The following is a 20,095-nucleotide window of genomic DNA, read 5'->3' on the forward strand; positions in this document are numbered from 1 at the left end:
AAAAGCGGAACAGGATTAAACTTGTTCCGCTTTTTTATTTACATAAGTAGTTTTAATATTTTAAGCTTTGATAACGTTAGCCCAGCAAAAAATAAAAGCCTAGATGACGAAATTAGCTTGGCTTATCGCTTCTTCTATCGGAATGTTAGGATAATAATTATCTTTTAAAGCGTGGATAAATTTTAAAGTTTTAAAAGCATCAAACCACACTAACAATTGTTTATTAAATTGTTTTTCGTTTATCCCCTTTTGTTTATCGACAAACGCGTCAAAACCAATGGTTTTTAAAGCAAACTCAATATCATTGCTCCCTGTTTTATACCAAACTGATAAATTATCAAGATTTTGATGCAAGCTAGAGAAGTGATGCAAAAGACTTTTTAAACGCTCAAAAACGACAGGATGATAATAGTGATAACTTTGACCTTTTTCCGATAATTCGACAATTTGCTTAACAGCAGGCCCAGTGCCAAAAGGCACACGATCCGACATTCTAGCTTCTAGTCTAAGAACAGAGTTTTTTAACCAAAGTATGTCGCCAAGCTTTGCAATCTTATTTAGTAAATAAAAATCTTCACCTGCACTGCGTTTAGGGAAACCGCGAACAGTAACATACGCTTGCGCTCGGAACACTAACACACTGCCAATGGTAAAATAATTATATGAAGATTTTGCGTAACTTAATCCAGCTACATAATAGCGTAACGCCTGCTCATAAATAGCATTAGCAGATTCAATGACTTTATCGTCACAGCTATGGATAAAATTATAACAAGCCGCGACACTGGTGTGGCTTTGATTATCCATTAAGCTTGTAAAATAATTGTCAGGCAATTGAGCATCTGCATCACTAGAATGTAACCACGTTGACTTAATAACTTTTTGTTCAATCAAAGCACAGGCAACATCAGCACCAATTTTTCTAGCCAATCCAACGCCTTGTTTATTAGTTATAGGCTGCGTAAAGCGATCAATAACTAAGATAGCCGAATTACTATTATCCATGTCGACTAACGTTAAATTGTCGCTCTGCCAAGTAACTTTCCCTGTACTTAAGCCATGTTGAGCAAGCGCAGACTGCGGGTATGAGTCGGTTTCATATTCAGGTTGGTTGATCACGATAATAAGCAAAACGTTTTGATCAACTAAAGATGAGCGTATAAATGAATCAATAAAACTTGGGCTTTCTTTATAAGCTGGGATAATCAGCGTATGAGAGAAATTTTTGTGCTGAGGAAACGTGGCAAGTAAGCTCACTTCATCCTCAGCGTATTTTGTTAAGTACTTAGCAAAGTTATTCATCTAAGTTGCTTTAAAAAATATGGTTTAATTGATTTTTATCATCAATATATGGCATTTAATATCCTATAACGTGAAGTATTAAGCCAAATACAGAATCGATAATTTTTAACACCTTTAACGATTAATGTAAGGCGGCACGAAACGGTAATTTTGCGCAAATTTCCCCTTCTGCTACTAAAATTTCTTCCAAACGAAGATCAACTTCTGTTTTATCAAAATATTCATAAGCTAATTCCACAAAAAGGTTTTTATGTTTTTCTTCTGATTTTGCTATCGCCACATAAAAGTCTTTTTCTTTTCCAGCTGGTAAAGCTTGGGCTACCAATGAGAAACGTTCATGCCCTCGCGCTTCTATCACGCCAGCAACAAGCAAACGGTCCATGAAAAACACTTCTTTGCCATGACGAAACAGTGATCTAATTTCTTTGATGTACTGGTCTTTTGAATCGTTAGCCAGTTGAATGTCTTTCGCTTGCATAAGTTTGAGTACTTGCTTGAAATGGATTAACTCTTCAATCGCTAAATCTGCCATGGCTCTCACTAGCGTTTTACGATCTGGATAATGCGACAACATAGTAATTGCCATACCTGACGCCTTCTTTTCAGCAGCGGCATGATCTTTTAAAAATTCATCAAAATCTGCCATGACTGCTTCTGTCCACTCAAATGGCGTATTGTACTTCAATTCAAACATTATTTAATAAAACCTACACTTTGATCATATAAGCCGGCATTTTATCAATGAAAGCTTTTATGACAAAGTGTTAGTTAATATTTCTTTGATTAAATTCGGTTGATACTGCAAAGCAAGTGTTTAGCTCTATGCACGAACGCAGTTAATAATAAAAGCACCAACACATAAACTACCCCGCCACTACTTGATTTCTCGGGATCAACAGTTTTAGCAACTTCACTATTTGGAATTAAAGCAACGACACCTGGATCGTCAATAACACCGTTAGCGACACCATCGGCATCATTAACACCACCGTCTTCAATGGTTAAACGAATACAGACATCACCTTCATTTAACCCTGATTGATAACTAGTGTTATCAGCAAAAGGACACACGCCATTGACTAACGGGCTTGATGAAATAGAGTTATCACTATTCTCAACAAAGTTTTGCCAACCATTTTCAATCGAATATTTACGGTACACGGCATTGCTAGGAATTTCTTCAGTTAAAGGAATCGTTACTGATACTGAACGACCAAAAGGCACGATTTTATCAATGATAAAATCAAAATAGCCACCGATATGCGTCAAGTCATCAGCTGAGATCAGTTGAGTATTTTCAACTTCTAAGGCTGATAGTTGTACCCCATCCGAAAACTGTAACTTGGCAAATTTTCCAAGCCCTAAACGCAAGCCTGGCTCGGTTTCGATAATTTTAGTTTGAGCAGCATTAACATGTAAAGGTTGCATGTAAGCAATAGTAGAATTATCCATAAAAGCTGGAATGCCATCACCGTCATGGTCGGTAAATCCTTCAATGTTATCAGGGATGCCATCTAAATCCATGTCAGTAGAATCTAATCTTGCTCTTTGTTCAAATAAAGCTAAATCAATAAACTGTTGTTGACTAAGTTCACCAGTTCCACTGTCGGTAATAGTGACAGAAAACGAGATTAATTGGTGAGCATCTTCAGGTAAAACAACCGCTTCTGGGTCAATATAAACACTTAATTGATTAGCACTTATTTCAGCATTGACAAAATCGGGGATATCCCAACTCACAATATGTTTATCGGTAGTATTGGCATCATCAATGGAAAGTAGTATGTGCGCCTCACCTAAATCTTTAACAATAGAAGAAACTTGTTCTCCTTGTTGGAAAACACTAATGGTAGAAAGAGGGGCGATATTATCTTCAGAAATGAAAATAGTATGTTGCTTATTGTTAGCACTATTAACACTTGCACTAAAAGTCACGATTAATTCTTCTTGCCCTTCTTGTTGATTATCTTGTCTCAGGTAAAGCTCAACATAACCACTGACACCAGATTCAATCACGACTTTTTGTTCATCAACTTGATAATCAAAGCTATCAACATCACCACTAATACTAAAAGGGATTTCTAATGGATATTTTGGCGATTCACCGGATAGTTCGACTTGAATTTTTACCAAACTCCCTTCGGCAGAAAATTGCTGCTTAGCAAAACTCACTAAAGGAGCAAAATTCACCGCTTGCTCAACAGTAGCTATATTGCCAGCGAGATCTTCAGTACGCCAAGTGATCAAGTTTTCACCCGATTGAAAGTTGGCTACACCGTTTTCAAAACCAAGAGGCAGAATTTCACAGCAATTAGGGCCGTCTTTTCCGTCATAAGCCGTAATTTGCGTAAGAGATAATAATTTATCTAAAGTCAATTGCGTATAGGTATGCTCAGCATTAATATTTATGGCCACAGGTGTCGTCAATTCTGGCGGATAATCATCAACTAATGGGTTAGTATGATTGATCTGTTCCTCATGATTTAACACACCATCACCATCAGAGTCTAACGTCGCATCTGTTGCATTTCGAGGGTTTAGTCCGTATAAAATTTCAAATTCATCACTCATGCCATCGTTATCATCATCGGGATCGGCATTGTCACCTAAACCATCATCATCAGCATCAAAGGCTTCGTTTGGATTTAATGGTAATTCATCAATAAAGTCTAGATAGCCATCGTTATCATCATCGATATCATTGACGTTGCCGATACCATCACCATCAGTATCTAAATATTCAGTGGCATCAAACGGAAACGCATCTTCGTCATCTAAAACGCCATCATTATCGTCATCACTATCGGCATTATTACCAATCCCATCGATATCATTATCATGCCATTCAAGATTATTTAGCGGGAATAAATCTTCACTATCTAGGTAACTGTCATTATCATCATCGATATCAATATTGTTTCCTTGGCCATCGCCATCAGTGTCAACCCATTCACTGTTATCAAAGGGAAACACATCAGATGAATCTAACACACCATCATTATCATCGTCGGCATCGGCATTATCTCCAACACCATCACCATCAAAGTCGTACCATTCGAGATTATTTAATGGAAAGATATCATCTGAATCGATATAACCATCGTTGTCATCATCATTGTCAGCATTATTACCTAAACCATCGTTATCGGTATCTAACCACTCGCTACTATCAAAAACAAAATCATCATTTGAATCGATAATTCCGTCATTATCATCGTCTGCGTCGGCGTTATTTCCTAAACCATCGCGATCAAAATCATCGGTTTCATTGGGATCAAGCGGAAATAGATCATTGGCATCATTAACACCATCGCCGTCATCATCTAAATCGTCTATATTAGCGATACCATCACCGTCAGTATCGGTAGTTCTTAACATATCCAATGGCTCAGGATCATTAACATCTAAAATGCCATCACCGTCATCATCTTCATCTTCGTTATTACCACGACCATCACCGTCGGTATCAATATATTCAGATGCTCTTAAAGGAAAAGCATCATCACCATCAAGGTATCCATCCCCGTCATCGTCGGTGTCGGCATTATTGCCAATACCATCAGCATCGGTATCTAGATATTCATTCGCATCTAACGGGAAGGCATCGTTGCCATCTGCAATACCGTCATTATCATCATCATTGTCGGCATTATTACCAATACTATCGCCGTCTGTATCAATAGACTCATTAGGGTCTAACGGAAAAGCATCATCAGCATCTAAAACGGTATCGTTATCATCATCAAAATCAGCATTATTCCCGACACCATCACTGTCACTGTCTAACCATTCATCGGGGTTATCCCGAAATACATCTATGGCATCGGCAAAACCATCACCGTCATTATCACTATCTGCGTTATCGCCTAAACCATCGCCGTCAAGATCAACGCTTTCTAAATTATCGAGTGGAAATGCATCATTTGCATCTAAAACGCCGTCGTTATCATCATCAGGATCGGCATTATTACCAATTCCATCACTGTCAGTATCAACTTGTTCAAGAGGATCTTTTGGTAAATCATCATAAATATCGATAACACCATCATCATCGTCATCATTATCAGCAATATCACCAATCCCGTCACTGTCAGTATCTTCAAATTCAGAAGCATTCAGCGGAAAAGCATCAAAGATATCTAACGTTCCGTCATTGTCATCGTCGGTGTCTTCATTGTCATCAAGGCAATCGCCATCAAAATCTAACCAACGCGTGGCATCCTCAGGAAAAGGATCATGAAAATCGACAACAGGATCACCGTCATTGTTATCATCAATGTTATCGGCTATACCATCACCATCATCATCAGTATCAGCATTATTGCCGATACCGTCTAAATCAGTGTCATACCATTCGGTAATATCGTTGGGAAAGATATCAAAACTATCGTCATAACCATCACCATCGGCATCGTTTACAGGTGCAGGAACAGGACAAGCAACAGCAAAAGCAGAATGGCTATGAAAACAAATAGCGTTGATTAAGATAAAAGCAGCAATTTTGGATTTAGACGGCATAAACTTTCCTACAGTTGCATCACTGACGATATAGTTGAAATAACTTTCTTCATTATAGTTTAGAACTTTCAGGCTAAATTAATAACCAAATTGATTACCAAATTTATAGGTAAAACCAAAATAGAGGCTGGTGATATCTTCAAACTCACTAAAACTTGGATGATATCTAAAACCAACATTTACAGAGGTGTTTTTACTCATATCATAATGAACATTAAAACCAAGCATGGCATTGATATCATTTGTTTCACTAAAGTATTTTTCTTCATTTAGCTCAGGCCAAATAAATTTATTTTCAGTGAGTGCCATAGTGGCACCAAGTTGATATTCAAAAGTAAAATTTTTCATCGTTTGGTTGTACGATCTAGGTTTGTAGCGATAACTAATGATGGCATCAACAGTGTCTACTTTGAAAAACAAATCACTTTGGTTCCACTCAACTTTAACGTCGTCTAAATAACTGTATCCGACATTCCAATAAAAATTACTGCCTCTACTAATACTGTCAGAAATCGTTAATGAAATACCTTGAGTGTTAGATTCACTGCCCTGATGTAATGAAAAATTTGTTTCTATCGCTTGGCTCGGTAAAGCCATCAAGGTAGAAAGCGTTAATACTTGTAGAGATTTTACTATTAAACACTGTTTTTTTAAGGTCATATTTTTCACTCATCTGTCAATTTTATAACGAGGTTTATTAATCGAAGACAAATGCAATTATTACACCATAATTTTATCAGTGTGATAACAACAAGAGTTGTTATCACATTAAGCTACTTACTTCCTCTTTGGACTATATGGCGCTTATCGCATGATTTAACATTTGTTTAATTTGTTTAACAATATCAGCAGACATTTTAGGTTGGTAAGCTTTGATCCTAGGCGTATGAATATGACCAACCGGCAAGACCGGGTTGAGTTTATTTCGTAAAACAATACTACGGTAAGAAACTTCATTAGATAAATAGCCACCGCCACTACCTTGAACGGACACCGATCCTTTTAAATCATTTAATGACATTGCCATTATTGGTTGCTGTAAGGTGGTTTGGCGTAAAGTTGTGACTTTTCTATTATCATTAATTTTGAATTTGCCTGTTGCTTTTTGCATAGCTTTTACCGGTAAGCTAAATTCAACGAATTCATCCAACGGCAAATTATTGCCTTTAAAAATAGGAAGCAAAGGTTGTTGGGCAGTGGCACCCGTATATACATTTAAATTATCTGGCACTTTAGCACTTCTGCGTAAACCTGGGAAGCGTTCTAAATCAAAGTTATCACGTCCCATACTGATAGTGATGATCATATCAACTTGACGATAATAAGGAGCAAGTAAGGTTTCAATCATACCTTGATCAAAATCGGCAAAACGTACAGGGACAATTAAAGTTTCAATTTCCGCACTTTTACCGTCACGACTGATCACCAAATCGTCTAACGCCAACGCGGCAACCCCAGAAGGATTACTTTGATTAATGTTTCTATCAAGAAAGAATGGATCAAAGCCTGTAATAAGTATTTTTTTATCTGTCCCTTTATCAAATTTGACATCATTCTTACCACGAGAAAGCAATTCTAACTGCCACAATAAACGTTGTTGTTGCATCGGTAATAATTGTTGATATGCAGCACTTAACTGCACGGATTTTCGCATTTGTAAACGAGCCCAATATAAAGATCGGTCATCATATCGCCCTACTTCATCAAACGACTTGACCGCTTCTTGCCACAGTTTTTCACTATGACGAATAGTGATTTGGGTCAGTGCAGTTAAATTTCTGGCTTGATTGATTTGTTTGCGGTATTGCTCAACTCTGTTTGCCAATGGTTTAAATACTTGTGGCATTTGTTTTTTGGCTTTATCAATTCTTAATTCTTCAACATTAAGTAAACGTTCATCAACTTCAGTGGCCAGCACAGCAGTAGCCATAGTGATTGGCGATAAAATTAGCGTAGCAATAATAAAGCTGGTTTTTAAACAAAGTTTCATTAGGGTTATTCTCAGTAAATATGATGGTGAAATAAAAGATTTTACGTTTATTCAATTACTTGGTGTTTAACAATGATAGTAGACTCGGTTAAAAGTTAACACCCTTATAATAACAATCGACTAAAAATATTAAATCAATCTATATCCTGTTATTTGGATTAAAATTAGAGTAATAACTCTCTAGCCACTTATTTTAAAGGGTTTCCCTCATAGCCCTTTAAAAATGAGACATCAAGAAATGTAATTAAATTACAAAAAGTTCAAATTAGCGCTTGATTTTTATTTAGATGCTGTCAAAGTGTTTGCAACAGTTAAGTTCCACTTACTGTTGTTTTTGTCGTTATTATTTCCACCTTTTGAAAATAGCACGCACTTAACAACCCTTTAGCTGTCCACAATCAATTTATTATAATTGTATAAATCAAAACTATATTAAGGAGTAGCGCTTCAATGTGTTCGATATTTGGTATATTAGATATAAAATCAGGGGCTGAAATATTACGCCCAAAAGCTTTAGAATATTCTCGTTTATTACGTCACCGTGGTCCAGATTGGTCTGGCATTTATCATAATGAGAATGCGATCTTAGTGCATGAACGACTTTCTATTGTTGACACAGAACATGGTGCTCAACCTTTATATAACGCAAACAAATCCCATGTTTTAGCCGTTAATGGCGAAATTTATAACCATAAAACGCTCGCTAAAACATTAAATGTTGATTATCAATTTCAAACAGGCTCTGATTGCGAAGTGATTTTACCTTTGTATGAAGAATTTGGCGCAGAATTTGTTGACAAACTGCAAGGCATGTTTGCTTTTTGTCTTTATAACGCTGACGACAATAGCTATTTAATTGCTCGTGATCATATCGGTATTATTCCACTTTATACTGGCTATGACGCAGATGGTAATTTTTATGTTGCTTCAGAAATGAAAGCCTTAATGCCTATTTGTAAAACCGTTGAAGAATTCCCTCCGGGACATATTCTTGATAGTAAAGTTGGTAAAGTTCAAAAGTATTACAAACGTAACTGGCATAAGTACGATGCCATTAAAGATAACACCACTAGTACAACAAAAATTCGTGAAGCATTAGAAGAGTCAGTAAAAAGTCATTTAATGACAGATGTTCCATATGGTGTATTACTTTCTGGCGGGCTAGATTCATCTTTAATTTCAGCAATCACGCAAAAGTTTGCTTCACGCCGTATAGAAGACAATGACTTAGCCGAAGCTTGGTGGCCAAAAGTTCACTCTTTCGCTTGTGGTTTAGCAGGCTCACCAGATTTAATTGCAGCCCAAACTGTTGCAGATAGTATTGGAACAATTCATCACAGCGTTATTTTTACTGAGCAAGAAGGTATCGACGCACTCAAAGAAGTCATTTATCACCTTGAAACCTACGATGTCACAACAATACGTGCCTCTACCCCTATGTATCTTATGGCCCGAAAAATTAAAGCGATGGGCATAAAAATGGTGCTTTCCGGTGAAGGGGCCGACGAAATTTTTGGTGGTTACTTATACTTCCACAAAGCACCGAATGCACAAGAATTTCATGAAGAATTAAACCGTAAACTTGATCGCTTACATAAGTTTGATTGTTTGCGTGCGAACAAATCTATGTCGGCTTGGGGAATTGAAGCTCGGGTACCCTTCTTAGATAAAAACTTTATGGATGTTGCTATGCGCATTAATCCACAAGATAAAATGTGTGGCAACGGTAAAATGGAAAAAGCAATTTTACGTGAATCATTTGAAGGTTATTTACCAAAAGAAATATTATGGCGCCAAAAAGAACAATTTTCTGATGGCGTTGGTTATAACTGGATTGATGGTTTAAAAGCCTTTATCGACACACAAGTCACTGATCAACAACTTGAAAGCGCTGCATATAAATTTCCAGTAAATACACCAGACAGTAAAGAAGCATACTTTTACCGTTGTGTTTTTGAAGAGAAGTATCCATTACCAAGTGCTGCCGATTGCGTTATTGGTGGAAAATCTGTTGCTTGTAGTACTCAAGAAGCATTGGCATGGGATGAAAGCTTTAAAAACAATGCGGACCCTTCTGGTCGAGCTGTATTAAGTGTTCATAACGAAAGTTATTAAGCTACTTTATATAAAGAGAGAGATTAGGTAATTCTTCCATGTCACTTTGACTTTAAGCCTATAACTTTACAAAAAACCGATGAATATACTTATTCATCGGTTTTTTTTATAAAATATACGTTTTTTTCTGAATAACTTGTTAAATATTTCATCATTTTGTTTTAAAGTTACCTATTAGCTGTTTAATTTTCATATAGGTATTATTTTGTCTAATCGTGTCGAACCTGAAATCCCATCTATTACTTTAGATCATGATCAAGTCAAAGCCGTGAATGCTTCGCGCTCGGCTCAAACAAAAAACAGTAAACAACTAGATAAAACCACTAGCTCTGACACGAAATCATCTCCGGTAAATGTTGTTCTCACATTGATAATTTATCTCGCCTTAGCGGGTGCATCATGGTTTTTTTATCAAGAAAACTTAAAACTTCAACAATTAATTGGCGAATCTGAAAACAGGATCCAACAATTAGAAAATCAACTTTCCGCCACGGGTGAAGAAATGGGTGAATCCACCATAGCGTTAAAGGTTAAACTTGAAGCGATTAGCGAAAAAACCGAAAAGCTTTGGAGTGAAATGGATAAACTGTGGGCGTCTGCATGGCGTAAAAATCAAAGTGAAATTAAAGCTTTGCGCTCAACAAGTATCAAACAAGACACCTTAAATAAAAACCAAAGCCAACAAATCAGCCAGGCCAATTCCGCCATTGATAACGTCAGTGATAAACTTACTTCGGCAGAATTTAATATTACCGCATTAGCTGATCAAATATCGGCAGCTAATAATTTACAACCAAAAATTGCCGAATTAAACACGCTAATTTCAACGCTTGAAGAAAAGTCTTCAGGCAGAGATAACCAACAAATGGAAATTGCGACAAGTGTTAATCAACTTGAAATGTCGATAACGTTATTAATCGAACGGTTAGAAAAAATAGAAAGAGAAAACCAAGCTCAGAAAACGGTGCTTCCTAGTTTATAGTGACTTTAAAATGGAGAAGTTTAGCAATGAACTTCTCCCTGTTTAATTGAACTCTACCCTATCAAGCTCGTTTAAACGTCACTGAATAATCGGCGATGCCTTCATAAGATATAGTCGTTTCAATATCAAATGCCATTTCAACAATACCTTTAAAAGATCCTGTAATAATAGCAGCTCCTGCTTTTAACCCTATTCCTCGTTGATTCATAAAATTTACTAACCAAATTAAACCATCAACGGCGCGACTATTAGGGTGTTTACCTTCAAGTGTTCTAATGTTTTCACCTTGGGCCACTTTTATTGTTATCGTTTGTAAATTAATTGCAGTAGTTTTATCTATTTCAGGACCAAGGTAAACGCCTTGATTTAACATACAATCGGCTAAACTTTCATAAAAGCTTTGCCCTGCATCATCGGCAAAACGACTTTGCATGAGTTCAAGGGCCATATGGGCACTACCAATAGCTGCTGTTATTTCTGTTTCAGTATAGTTTGAAGGTTTAGCAGGTAAGTCTTTACCAAGCACGAAACAAATTTCAGGTTCAACACGAGCAACGAGGTTATCTTCCAATAAAGTGACTGTGGAAGAGTGTTGTTGCATATTAAAAATGGGGGCAGCAATAATTTTATCTTCGGCAGGCGGTAATAAACATTTCCAGCCTCTCACAGGCTCAATAGTCGCCATTTCATCATGTATTGCTAACGCATCTTCAATGGAATTAGGACGAATGGATTCGTCTAATCGAGGGGCTTTTACACCAAATTGACGACGATTAAGCAGTGTTTGAGCCGCTTGAGTGAAAGCTGTCATACAGACTCCATAAAATGGGTAAAATCAGAAGTTAAATAACACGTCTGATTATTTCGAATTTAACCAGATCAAGGCTTCATTTTCAGTATGAAATAGTTTTATTTCATGGCCTAATTCTGATGATTTTTGAATTGCATGTGAATGAACAATTTGACTAGCTACAACCAGCACAGCGACAGATGCATTTTTTAACTCTTCTCTAGATGCTGCATAGGTGCCAAGAATCACTTGTTCACTTTGAGTTAACTCTTTACTGACTTGCCTTGCATCAATCAGGATTTTAAATTTAGCTTGAACTTTATAATGTTCTGTACAGACCTCATGAATTGCTTGAATTCGTTCATCAAAAGTAACCGCACCAACTAAATCAATCCTAACAATGTTAGCACCTTCAATCATACCCGTTTTAAAACCCATAAACCTTCCAAAATAGACGGATAATAACCATCAGAATTTATCATTATTAAATTTAAATAGAACAATTAAAATATAGAGTAATTTCAATTAATTAACATAAGCTAATCAGATAAAAATCACAAGAATTTTATCCGTTGTTATCCAGAATAATTAATACTAAGTTAATGATTACTTGATATATAAATTAAATACAGGCCAAAAACAAATGATAAGCAGCCAGCAGGTCTAAATATTTTCCTAAATTTATTTGCTGACCAAAAGGCAAACCTTTGATGTTTATTTTCACCGACAATCAATAAGCCAATACTGACGGCGATCAATAGATAACCAAGCATGTTAAATAATAGAGGACTTTGTGTACTTTGATGATAATAAAGAAAAACACACCCGAAAATAAACCGACTTAACACCTCAAACCAATGGAAATTAGACTTTTTGCTAAATTTAATTATCGCGTCAGACCAATAATCGGGTTTAATTATCATGATGATGCTTAAACACATCATTAAGAAACCAAAGGCTGTAATAATTGTCATATCAAACTTTTAACTAAAAAGCATGTTTAAGTAAACTAAAGTATTCAAACATACTTAGTGAGAAATCCCCTTGGTTGTAAAATATATCAACGGGTAAAAAGCGTCACGAATACAATATTAATAATAGATGATGCAAGTATTAGACATGTTGGTCTATTAGTATTGAATTGCCATCGGGATCTTTAAGCGCAAAACTCGCAGGCCCGCTCTCACCATTGATAGTTTTATGAGCAATATTTAGCCCTTGCTGCTCAAATTCTTTTAATAACACTCTCACGTCAGTAAATGATTCTAATGGGTGACAGTTTTTATCCCAACCAGGGTTGAACGTCATAATATTACCTTCGAACATCCCCTGAAATAAACCAATCGTGTGATCACCATTTTTTAGGATTAACCAATGTTGAGATTGATCATCTCCAATAACTTCGAAGCCAATTTTCTGATAGAAAAGTTTTGATTCTTCAATATTTTTCACTGATAAACTGACTGAAAATGCTCCTAAATTCATAATAAACTATCCTTATAGCATGATTATGTTTAATTAAAATTGTCACGTAACTTTTTCAACTTAAAAAATAGCTTTGAATTTACAATCATTGCCATAACATACTCCTGAGCCACTTAAATATTTTCACAACAATAATCAATCGTATGGCGATTCAGACTTTAACCTTAAATAATCTAACCGTTACTTTAAGATGTTGCTATGACAATCCAGAGCAATTAATACAAAAAATTTTATTTAAACACAATTTGACTTTTTAATATTAACTTTCAAATCTATTCCTTCCTGCTCGTTTTGCTTTATAAAGCATCTTATCTGCATTATTGGTTAGTAAAAATTCATCGTTTTCTATATTTGGTAACATTACAGCTAAACCAATGCTGGCCGTCAAATATTGGTTAACCGGTGAGTTTTTATTGCTTATTTTTAAGTCTTGTATTTTTTTTAACAATTTTTGTAATAATCGACTTGCTTGTTCAATCGATAGATTCCCCCAGACAAGTACAAACTCTTCACCACCATATCTTGCACAAATATCACTAGGTCTTTTGGTGAATTCTTTCAACAATTCAGCTACCTTTATCAAACATTGATCGCCGTATTGATGGCCATAATCATCATTAAGTAATTTAAAGTGATCTAAATCTAAGATGGCTAAACAGATTGTCTTCTTTAATCGGAAACATCTTAGCCATTCTTCTTTTAGAAAATCATCAAAAGCTCTACGATTAGCTATTTGAGTGAGGCCATCTAAACTAGCCAACTTCTCTACTTCTTCTTCAGCAAGTTTTCTCTCGGTAATATTCTGATGTGATATAACAAAATAATTTCGACCATGTGTCCTAAAAGGACTAACGCGCATCATAAACCAGCGTTTTTCATCTGGACTATGGCAAGGATATTCAAGATAAAAACTGTTCTTTCGTTTGTGAATAACACTAAGGATTCCAGTGACTGCATGTGAGGCAAACTCATCACCCAAAGCCGACGCTTTCTCACACTCAGTAATATAATTTACACCACTCCAGTTTTCACCGATAAGACAGGCATTCTTATTACCAAATGCTAGCCAACTTTTATTGACAAATTGAATGTCACCTGTCTCGTCAATAGCAACAATGTGTTCTGTGATAGAATCAAGAACTAAGCTAAGAAATTCATACGAATTTTCCATATCCCCTCTTACTATCTAACAAACATCTAGAAAACATTACATACCTCTTTACTATCCTGAATCTAAAATTTAAAAGATCGTTCATTTCAATCAACAAATTTATAGACTCGAAAATTTTAATAATTATTAACAATCAATGCTTGGGTAATTAATGACTCAAAATGATAACTACTATTGATCTCATCAGAGCAAAAACTTTCCTTTATTGTTTGTGAAAACTTTCTCGTTTTAATAGCATAGTTATCCCTACCCCAAAAAACCATAGAATTTGTGCAATTCCAAATAATTCAGTAAAAATTTCAGCAGGATAAACAGTAAGAATACCAACAACCCCAACAAAAACCCCGAGAATATTTAATGTTTTATGAAATACTTTACCTTTGAGTGCAGCAATACTTAATATTAACACCCATAAGCCACCGACAATTTCATTGCCTCCTCCGATTCCTTCAACAACATAAGAAATGGTCCGCCAAATAATTAAAGCTTGTTCGGGATCATTCTCTGATAGTTTTAAGACAGCAGATAAACCTATATTTGCAATCATCCCGCTAGCTATCACTAAACCCACCCAAATAATGCCAAATATCGCTGAAACTTTTGAAAGCGTCAGGCTACTCAATTTTAACCGTTCATAAACAGCTAACACTACAACAGCCAAAAATATGCCAAACAGTACATACATAATAAAATTAACTACTGAAAAGATGATTTGATTTTCTGCAAGAAATGTAAATTGCTGCCCAGCATCCGCACCTGTAGGAAAACTCCAAAAGACACCAAAAAAAACGAAAGCCGATATGTAAATACAAGCTTCAAGAAGCGCCGTGACTCCACCTGCTTTTTGTAATTTATTCATTATTACCCTGTTAACTTTATTGACTATAGAAACAAAAAATTATCATATTAATTAAATATTTACGACCTTAACTTATTACGTAACTTGTAACAGAAATTAACATTCCACTATAAAAAAAAAGTTATCCATGAAAGTCATTCTATTAAATCAGTTAGTTATGATTATGTCTGCCATTTATAAAAATTCAATTTAACCGCTGAAGGGCTAAATAAACCATGGGTTGATGAATTTCGCTGAAGTAGCGCTTTGAGCTAAATAAGAGTTTTGCTGAACACCCCTGAATAGACAAAAAAACAATAAGAAAAAAGCTAAAAATGGATAAATAAAGCGTATATTTATTCGATCTTATTTTTATGACCATAATTATCACTTACATAATCACTGTTGAAATTGGCATCAATTTGTAACGATTTACTAAACGTTTTGCTCGCTAACTCACTATCCCCTTTCGATAAATAGGCAAACGCAAGGCTGTCGTAAACTTGAGAGGCATTAGGAAATAAAGAAATCAAATAATCAAACATATCAAACGCCTCTGCCCATGATTCTGTACTAAGTAATTCCATCCCTAATTCATTGATTGTACGACCGATAAACTGCGTATACCCGTTATCAATATAGGCCTTTTTGAAATGCTCAGTGAATTGTAGTTTTCCTTCATCTTGGTAATACTTGTAAGCAAAGTTTTTTTCTAAAGGCTTAATCGGTTCATACTTTCCCGTTTTAAGAAACGATAGAATTCGACCAGAAATAAGTTCGGCGACTAGTTTATCAGTGTTTGCCAGTACAACAATTTCATAGCCATTATCTAAATTGGCTTCCACTGCTGCGCTGACACCAAGTCCTCCGCCATATGCGCGCCAATGTGATTTATCCATTGCAAATACTTTGCGATTAACAGCAGATGAGTTACTCAATAACTTATCAGAATAAAAAAGCGCTCGATAAAACCGTTGCACATCGTCAACCGTTGATTCAATCCCTCCATCTGGACTTGGATGCTCTGTAATGCCAACTTTCCTCAACACGTTATCATATTGGTAGGTATATCGTATCGACTGATGTTTGAAAGAATTACGAGGCTTAAAGGTCGTTGATTTCATACCAACTTTATTGAAGATGTTGTTTGTTAAAAGATATTCGAAGGATTTTCCCGTTAATTTTTCTATAATAGCTCCCAGCACCACATAACCGTAGTTCGAATATTGATGATCAGTGCCAGGTTTGAATAAAAGGGGTTTATCTAATAACAGCGTTAACTTCTTGTCTATCGTATCAAATGCAAGTTGATCCTGACGATATTCGGCGACAAAAATATCAGCAAAGCCAGCGCTGTGGTTTAATAAGTGCTCAATAGTGATTTTATCAGCATGAACTTGTTGAAATCCTAATTGAAAAGAAACGAGTGTGTCGTTTAACTTTAACTTACCAGTTTCAACCTGCTGTAATATCAGAACTTTAGTAAAGTCTTTCATGATTGAACCAAGATTATAACGGCTTTGTGCATTATTCTTAATTTTGTTTTCAATATCTTGAAAGCCATAAGATGAAGAAAACACCTCTTCATCATGCTGAGTAATTCGAAGGCTACCCGAAAACCAACCCATCTGATGGTATTGCAATGCAATGTCGTTTGCTACACTGGCAAGTTTACTGTGCGTAGCATCTTCTTTCCCCTTATTACTAGAAGCTAACGAACAACTAGCAAAAAATAGCAGAAAAACTATCACTAAACTTCGAGCCATTGGTTTAACTCCTTTTAGAAAAAACGCCGCATTAACCGGATGAAAATCGTAGGCTAAAATTGCGCGGAACAAACGAAAGCCAACTGTTTTTTCCTTGTTTATTAGCTTGTTATGTGAATTCTACTCGTGGTATTTGCGAATAATAGCAACTTTACCGTTTTCCATTTCTAACACTTCCATCATAGTTTGAGTATAAGCCAGAGGCTGCTTACTTTCAGGGTGAATACCTTTAGCGCTGTTCTTATACCTGATTGCAATAGCTGAGTTATTAAAAATGAATACATCAAGTAACTCGGCATTATATTCAGTATGAGCACCTAAATAAAATAGCATTCCTTTTCGCATTGCTTCCTTTCCATCAGGCAACCTTGAGTCATCTGTTACCCATGGTAAATGAGAATGCCCAACATCATCAGTAAGTAAGGAAAAATAGTTTTCTAGATCATCTTTCGTAGCATTTGGTGCTTGAGTTGCGACCATAGCTTTAAAGTAGGTTTGAGCAAATTCATCTAGGTCAATTTCGCTTGCTGAAACAGATAAACTAAAAGTAAAAGTAAATATTAAAAGTAATCCTTTCATTGATACTCCTTAGTGGATAATTCACATAACGTTTTGTTAAGCGGAAAATAATGGTTCGCTAAAATTAGCGAAGCAATGGCCAACTGTTATTTTTCCGTTTAAGGAACTTATTACATTTTTTATACCGCTGTAAAGTTTACAGCGTGGACATTGGTTAAATTTATTTGTTGTTTCGCGTGCCAAAGATCGTAGTTATCTTGCATTGCTAACCAACTCTCGGAAGTTCTACCTATTGCTTTTGACAAGCGAAGTGCCATTTCTGGTGAGATAGCACTTTGCCTTTAAGAACTCGGTTTAAAGTAGATGATGCAACATCTAATTGTTTAGCTAAATAACGACAGCTAAAACCTGCAGGCTCTAGATATACATCGTAGATGAACTCGCCTGGGTGCGGTGGGTTATGTATAGTCATTAGTGATAGTCCTCATCATTGAGAATGTATGCATTACCATCGATGAACTCAAAAGTAATGCGCCAGTTTCCATTTACAGTAATAGACTAAATCCCGTCATGCTCCCCTTTGACAGGGTGCAATTTACGACCGGGTAAATTGATATCTTCAATTTCTTGTGCGGTATCTATTGCACTAAGTTGCATGCGCAGTTTGCGTTGATGCTTGGCCTGAATTCCAGATACACTTCCTGTTTGGAAGTATTTTTTAAGGCCTTTATGTTTGAAAGATTTAATCATGACACAAGTATAGCGCGATGCGCATCACTCATCGATAAAAATATAACGCCTTACTAATGGGCGCATAAATACTTGGATAAAATTTGCATCGCAGGAGCAAAAGCCAAGTGTTTTGCGTCCTTTTAAGTAACTTATTAGCTGCCGCTTGGACTAGTAGTGATATCGACATGATATTATTGTTAAATATGAATCTGATACTGTATACACTAGACGGTTAGTTTCATCTATTCGCCTAGACCAAAAGCCTGACAAGTTCTCTTTTAATGGCTCTGGCTTACCAATGCCTTCAAATGGTGAACGCTGACAATCACTAATTAACTTATTAACACGTTTTAACGTCTTTTTATTTTGTCCTTGCCAATAAACATAATCATTCCAAGCTTCATCTGTCCATGCAAGTTGCCTAGTCATCTACGAGATCTCGGCATTGAAATTTACCTGAATTATATTGTTCTATGGATTTTGACAAATGCGCAGCGTTAGCTGGTGATTTTAATAAATGAACCGTTTCCATTAAACTATTGTAATGCTCCATCGACATTACTACTGCATCTTCTGCGTCTCTTCGTGTGATAACGGTATAATCCACGTCATTTACGACATGATCTAAAACAGATTTAAGCCCATTTCGAGCTTCAGTGAACGATACTATACGCATAAAACACCTCATTAGTTGTACATTTAATAAGACAAGTCTAACCAACTAATTATACATGTGCAATATTAAGGACAACTCCTGAGCTTAAAAGGCAGCTAACGCCCATTTAAGGGGCTGATAATAGTTTGCTAGAATAGTGAAGCAAAGCGGAACCGAGCAAGCTATTAGCAGTCCCGTTACTGTAATGGCTTATTATATGCAACTACTTATATGTCACTATATAAGCACTGCCTCTACATAATGTGTGAGTATTACAACTAGCATTCCTACTCACAATGCATGAATCAAAAACTAATCCATTACCGCCAAGTTTTTGAGTTTTAACCTTCAAAGAAGAAATAAATGATTTCTTACTTGGAATATTTTCTCGAAAGTCTACTTGGCAATACTGTGCTTCGACATAACCCAATTGTTTAGCTCTTAATTCCCAAACTTCATTATTCGTATAACTTTTTACAACGCTTTTCCTAATTGAGTTTTCGATTCCTTTCCCTCCAGCATAATATGTTGAGGAAGAACAACCAAATAGAATAAATAAGATAATAAAATAGATGAACTTCATGCGATCTCCATATTGCATATAACGCCCAAATAAGGGGCTGATTAATAGTTGGCTAAAATAGTGAGGAACGAACGAAAGCCAACTGTTACGTGTCCTTATTTATTAGCTTGTTATATATATTTTTCACCAATATGTTCGATTTAATATACGAGACAATAATATTGCAACTTAAAGAGATAAAACCAGATAAGCATATAAAAATGACACCTACACCAAAAAATTGTGAAGGTGGATAAGGTAAAAAATAATTTAAAAATAATATCTGGCTTAATACAACTGCCAAATATACCAACGAAATGCACCCAAAATATACCAATGAAAAATATTTTGTGCTTAACAAACCAGTAACTACACCAATTAATATTAGGGAAATTAAATAATACAAACTTCCAGAATCCCAAGGTTCAATTTTACCTGTAATTTCAGGCGAAAAAAACCAGATCATAAAACCCAAGAAAAATGGCAATATAAAACTTATGAGCAAATCCTTTTTAATATGCAGAACATCCGAATGTATATAACGCCGTTTTAAGCGGCAATAAAACAGTTTGGCTAAAATTAGCGAAGAATGAGCAAAAAGCCAACTGTTATTTGTCCTTTTGAGTCTCTTGTATGGATAATACCCCCATCTTTTTTATTCTTTTTAAAA

At 35.8% G+C, this 20,095-nt stretch carries 18 protein-coding genes and 2 pseudogenes; 2 read left to right on the plus strand and 18 right to left on the minus strand.

Annotated features, from left to right (window positions below):
* Positions 1-99: 99 nt before the first annotated feature.
* The 5 genes from ABXH06_RS16810 to ABXH06_RS16830 form a co-directional block, all read right to left on the minus strand.
* Positions 100-1,302: a glycosyltransferase family 2 protein gene (locus ABXH06_RS16810; protein WP_353518955.1), complete on the minus strand. Its 1,203-nt coding sequence runs from the start codon at positions 1,300-1,302 to the stop codon at positions 100-102.
* 121 nt (positions 1,303-1,423) lie between these two features.
* Positions 1,424-1,996, minus strand: a complete 573-nt coding sequence (locus ABXH06_RS16815; RefSeq protein WP_311584788.1) for a MiaE family protein — start codon at positions 1,994-1,996, stop codon at positions 1,424-1,426.
* An 89-nt stretch (positions 1,997-2,085) separates the two neighbouring features.
* Positions 2,086-5,820: a choice-of-anchor U domain-containing protein gene (locus ABXH06_RS16820; protein WP_353518956.1), complete on the minus strand. Its 3,735-nt coding sequence runs from the start codon at positions 5,818-5,820 to the stop codon at positions 2,086-2,088.
* Between the two features lie 78 nt (positions 5,821-5,898).
* Positions 5,899-6,480 (minus strand): hypothetical protein, encoded by a 582-nt coding sequence (locus ABXH06_RS16825; RefSeq protein WP_353518957.1) that lies wholly within the window; start codon positions 6,478-6,480, stop codon positions 5,899-5,901.
* Between the two features lie 133 nt (positions 6,481-6,613).
* A complete protein-coding gene (locus ABXH06_RS16830; RefSeq protein WP_353518958.1) occupies positions 6,614-7,810 on the minus strand; it encodes a pyroglutamyl-peptidase I in 1,197 nt (398 codons plus the stop codon).
* A gap of 450 nt (positions 7,811-8,260) precedes the next feature.
* Between ABXH06_RS16830 and asnB the strand changes: the two genes are divergently transcribed.
* Both asnB and ABXH06_RS16840 read left to right on the plus strand, forming a co-directional pair.
* Entirely contained in the window at positions 8,261-9,925 is a 1,665-nt protein-coding gene (gene asnB, locus ABXH06_RS16835) for an asparagine synthase B (RefSeq protein WP_311584776.1), read from the plus strand.
* 205 nt (positions 9,926-10,130) lie between these two features.
* The gene (locus tag ABXH06_RS16840; protein ID WP_353518959.1) at positions 10,131-10,907 is read left to right on the plus strand and encodes a hypothetical protein; all 777 of its coding nucleotides are present in this window, start codon (positions 10,131-10,133) and stop codon (positions 10,905-10,907) included.
* 61 nt (positions 10,908-10,968) lie between these two features.
* Here ABXH06_RS16840 and ABXH06_RS16845 read toward each other — a convergent pair whose 3' ends face one another.
* From ABXH06_RS16845 to ABXH06_RS16905, 13 genes and pseudogenes are all read right to left on the minus strand, one after another.
* Positions 10,969-11,718, minus strand: coding sequence for a hydratase (locus ABXH06_RS16845; RefSeq protein ID WP_353518960.1), 750 nt, complete (start codon positions 11,716-11,718; stop codon positions 10,969-10,971).
* Positions 11,719-11,766: 48 nt separating this feature from the next.
* Entirely contained in the window at positions 11,767-12,135 is a 369-nt protein-coding gene (locus ABXH06_RS16850; protein WP_353518961.1) for a hypothetical protein, read from the minus strand.
* 161 nt (positions 12,136-12,296) lie between these two features.
* Positions 12,297-12,671, minus strand: a complete 375-nt coding sequence (locus ABXH06_RS16855) for a hypothetical protein (protein ID WP_353518962.1) — start codon at positions 12,669-12,671, stop codon at positions 12,297-12,299.
* Between the two features lie 139 nt (positions 12,672-12,810).
* Entirely contained in the window at positions 12,811-13,182 is a 372-nt protein-coding gene (locus tag ABXH06_RS16860) for a VOC family protein (RefSeq protein ID WP_353518963.1), read from the minus strand.
* A gap of 259 nt (positions 13,183-13,441) precedes the next feature.
* Entirely contained in the window at positions 13,442-14,353 is a 912-nt protein-coding gene (locus ABXH06_RS16865) for a sensor domain-containing diguanylate cyclase (RefSeq protein ID WP_311584759.1), read from the minus strand.
* Between the two features lie 202 nt (positions 14,354-14,555).
* Entirely contained in the window at positions 14,556-15,212 is a 657-nt protein-coding gene (locus ABXH06_RS16870) for a hypothetical protein (protein WP_353518964.1), read from the minus strand.
* Positions 15,213-15,547: 335 nt separating this feature from the next.
* On the minus strand, positions 15,548-16,957 hold the full coding sequence (locus ABXH06_RS16875; protein ID WP_311584753.1) for a serine hydrolase: 1,410 nt from the start codon (positions 16,955-16,957) through the stop codon (positions 15,548-15,550).
* 120 nt (positions 16,958-17,077) lie between these two features.
* Positions 17,078-17,536 (minus strand): nuclear transport factor 2 family protein, encoded by a 459-nt coding sequence (locus tag ABXH06_RS16880; RefSeq protein WP_311584750.1) that lies wholly within the window; start codon positions 17,534-17,536, stop codon positions 17,078-17,080.
* A gap of 119 nt (positions 17,537-17,655) precedes the next feature.
* Positions 17,656-17,948: pseudogene (locus ABXH06_RS16885) on the minus strand (HigA family addiction module antitoxin).
* A pseudogene (locus ABXH06_RS16890) lies at positions 17,948-18,226 on the minus strand (type II toxin-antitoxin system RelE/ParE family toxin). The pseudogenes ABXH06_RS16885 and ABXH06_RS16890 overlap by 1 nt, the downstream one beginning before the upstream one ends.
* Before the next feature lie 150 nt (positions 18,227-18,376).
* The gene (locus ABXH06_RS16895) at positions 18,377-18,637 is read right to left on the minus strand and encodes a Txe/YoeB family addiction module toxin (protein ID WP_311584744.1); all 261 of its coding nucleotides are present in this window, start codon (positions 18,635-18,637) and stop codon (positions 18,377-18,379) included.
* Positions 18,630-18,884 (minus strand): type II toxin-antitoxin system Phd/YefM family antitoxin, encoded by a 255-nt coding sequence (locus ABXH06_RS16900; protein ID WP_311584741.1) that lies wholly within the window; start codon positions 18,882-18,884, stop codon positions 18,630-18,632. The genes ABXH06_RS16895 and ABXH06_RS16900 overlap by 8 nt, the downstream gene beginning before the upstream one ends.
* A gap of 202 nt (positions 18,885-19,086) precedes the next feature.
* Positions 19,087-19,446, minus strand: a complete 360-nt coding sequence (locus ABXH06_RS16905; protein WP_311584738.1) for a hypothetical protein — start codon at positions 19,444-19,446, stop codon at positions 19,087-19,089.
* Positions 19,447-20,095: the final 649 nt, after the last annotated feature.

It is taken from the genome of Thalassotalea sp. SU-HH00458, assembly GCF_040362795.1.
Taxonomy (GTDB): Bacteria; Pseudomonadota; Gammaproteobacteria; order Enterobacterales; family Alteromonadaceae; genus Thalassotalea_H; species Thalassotalea_H castellviae.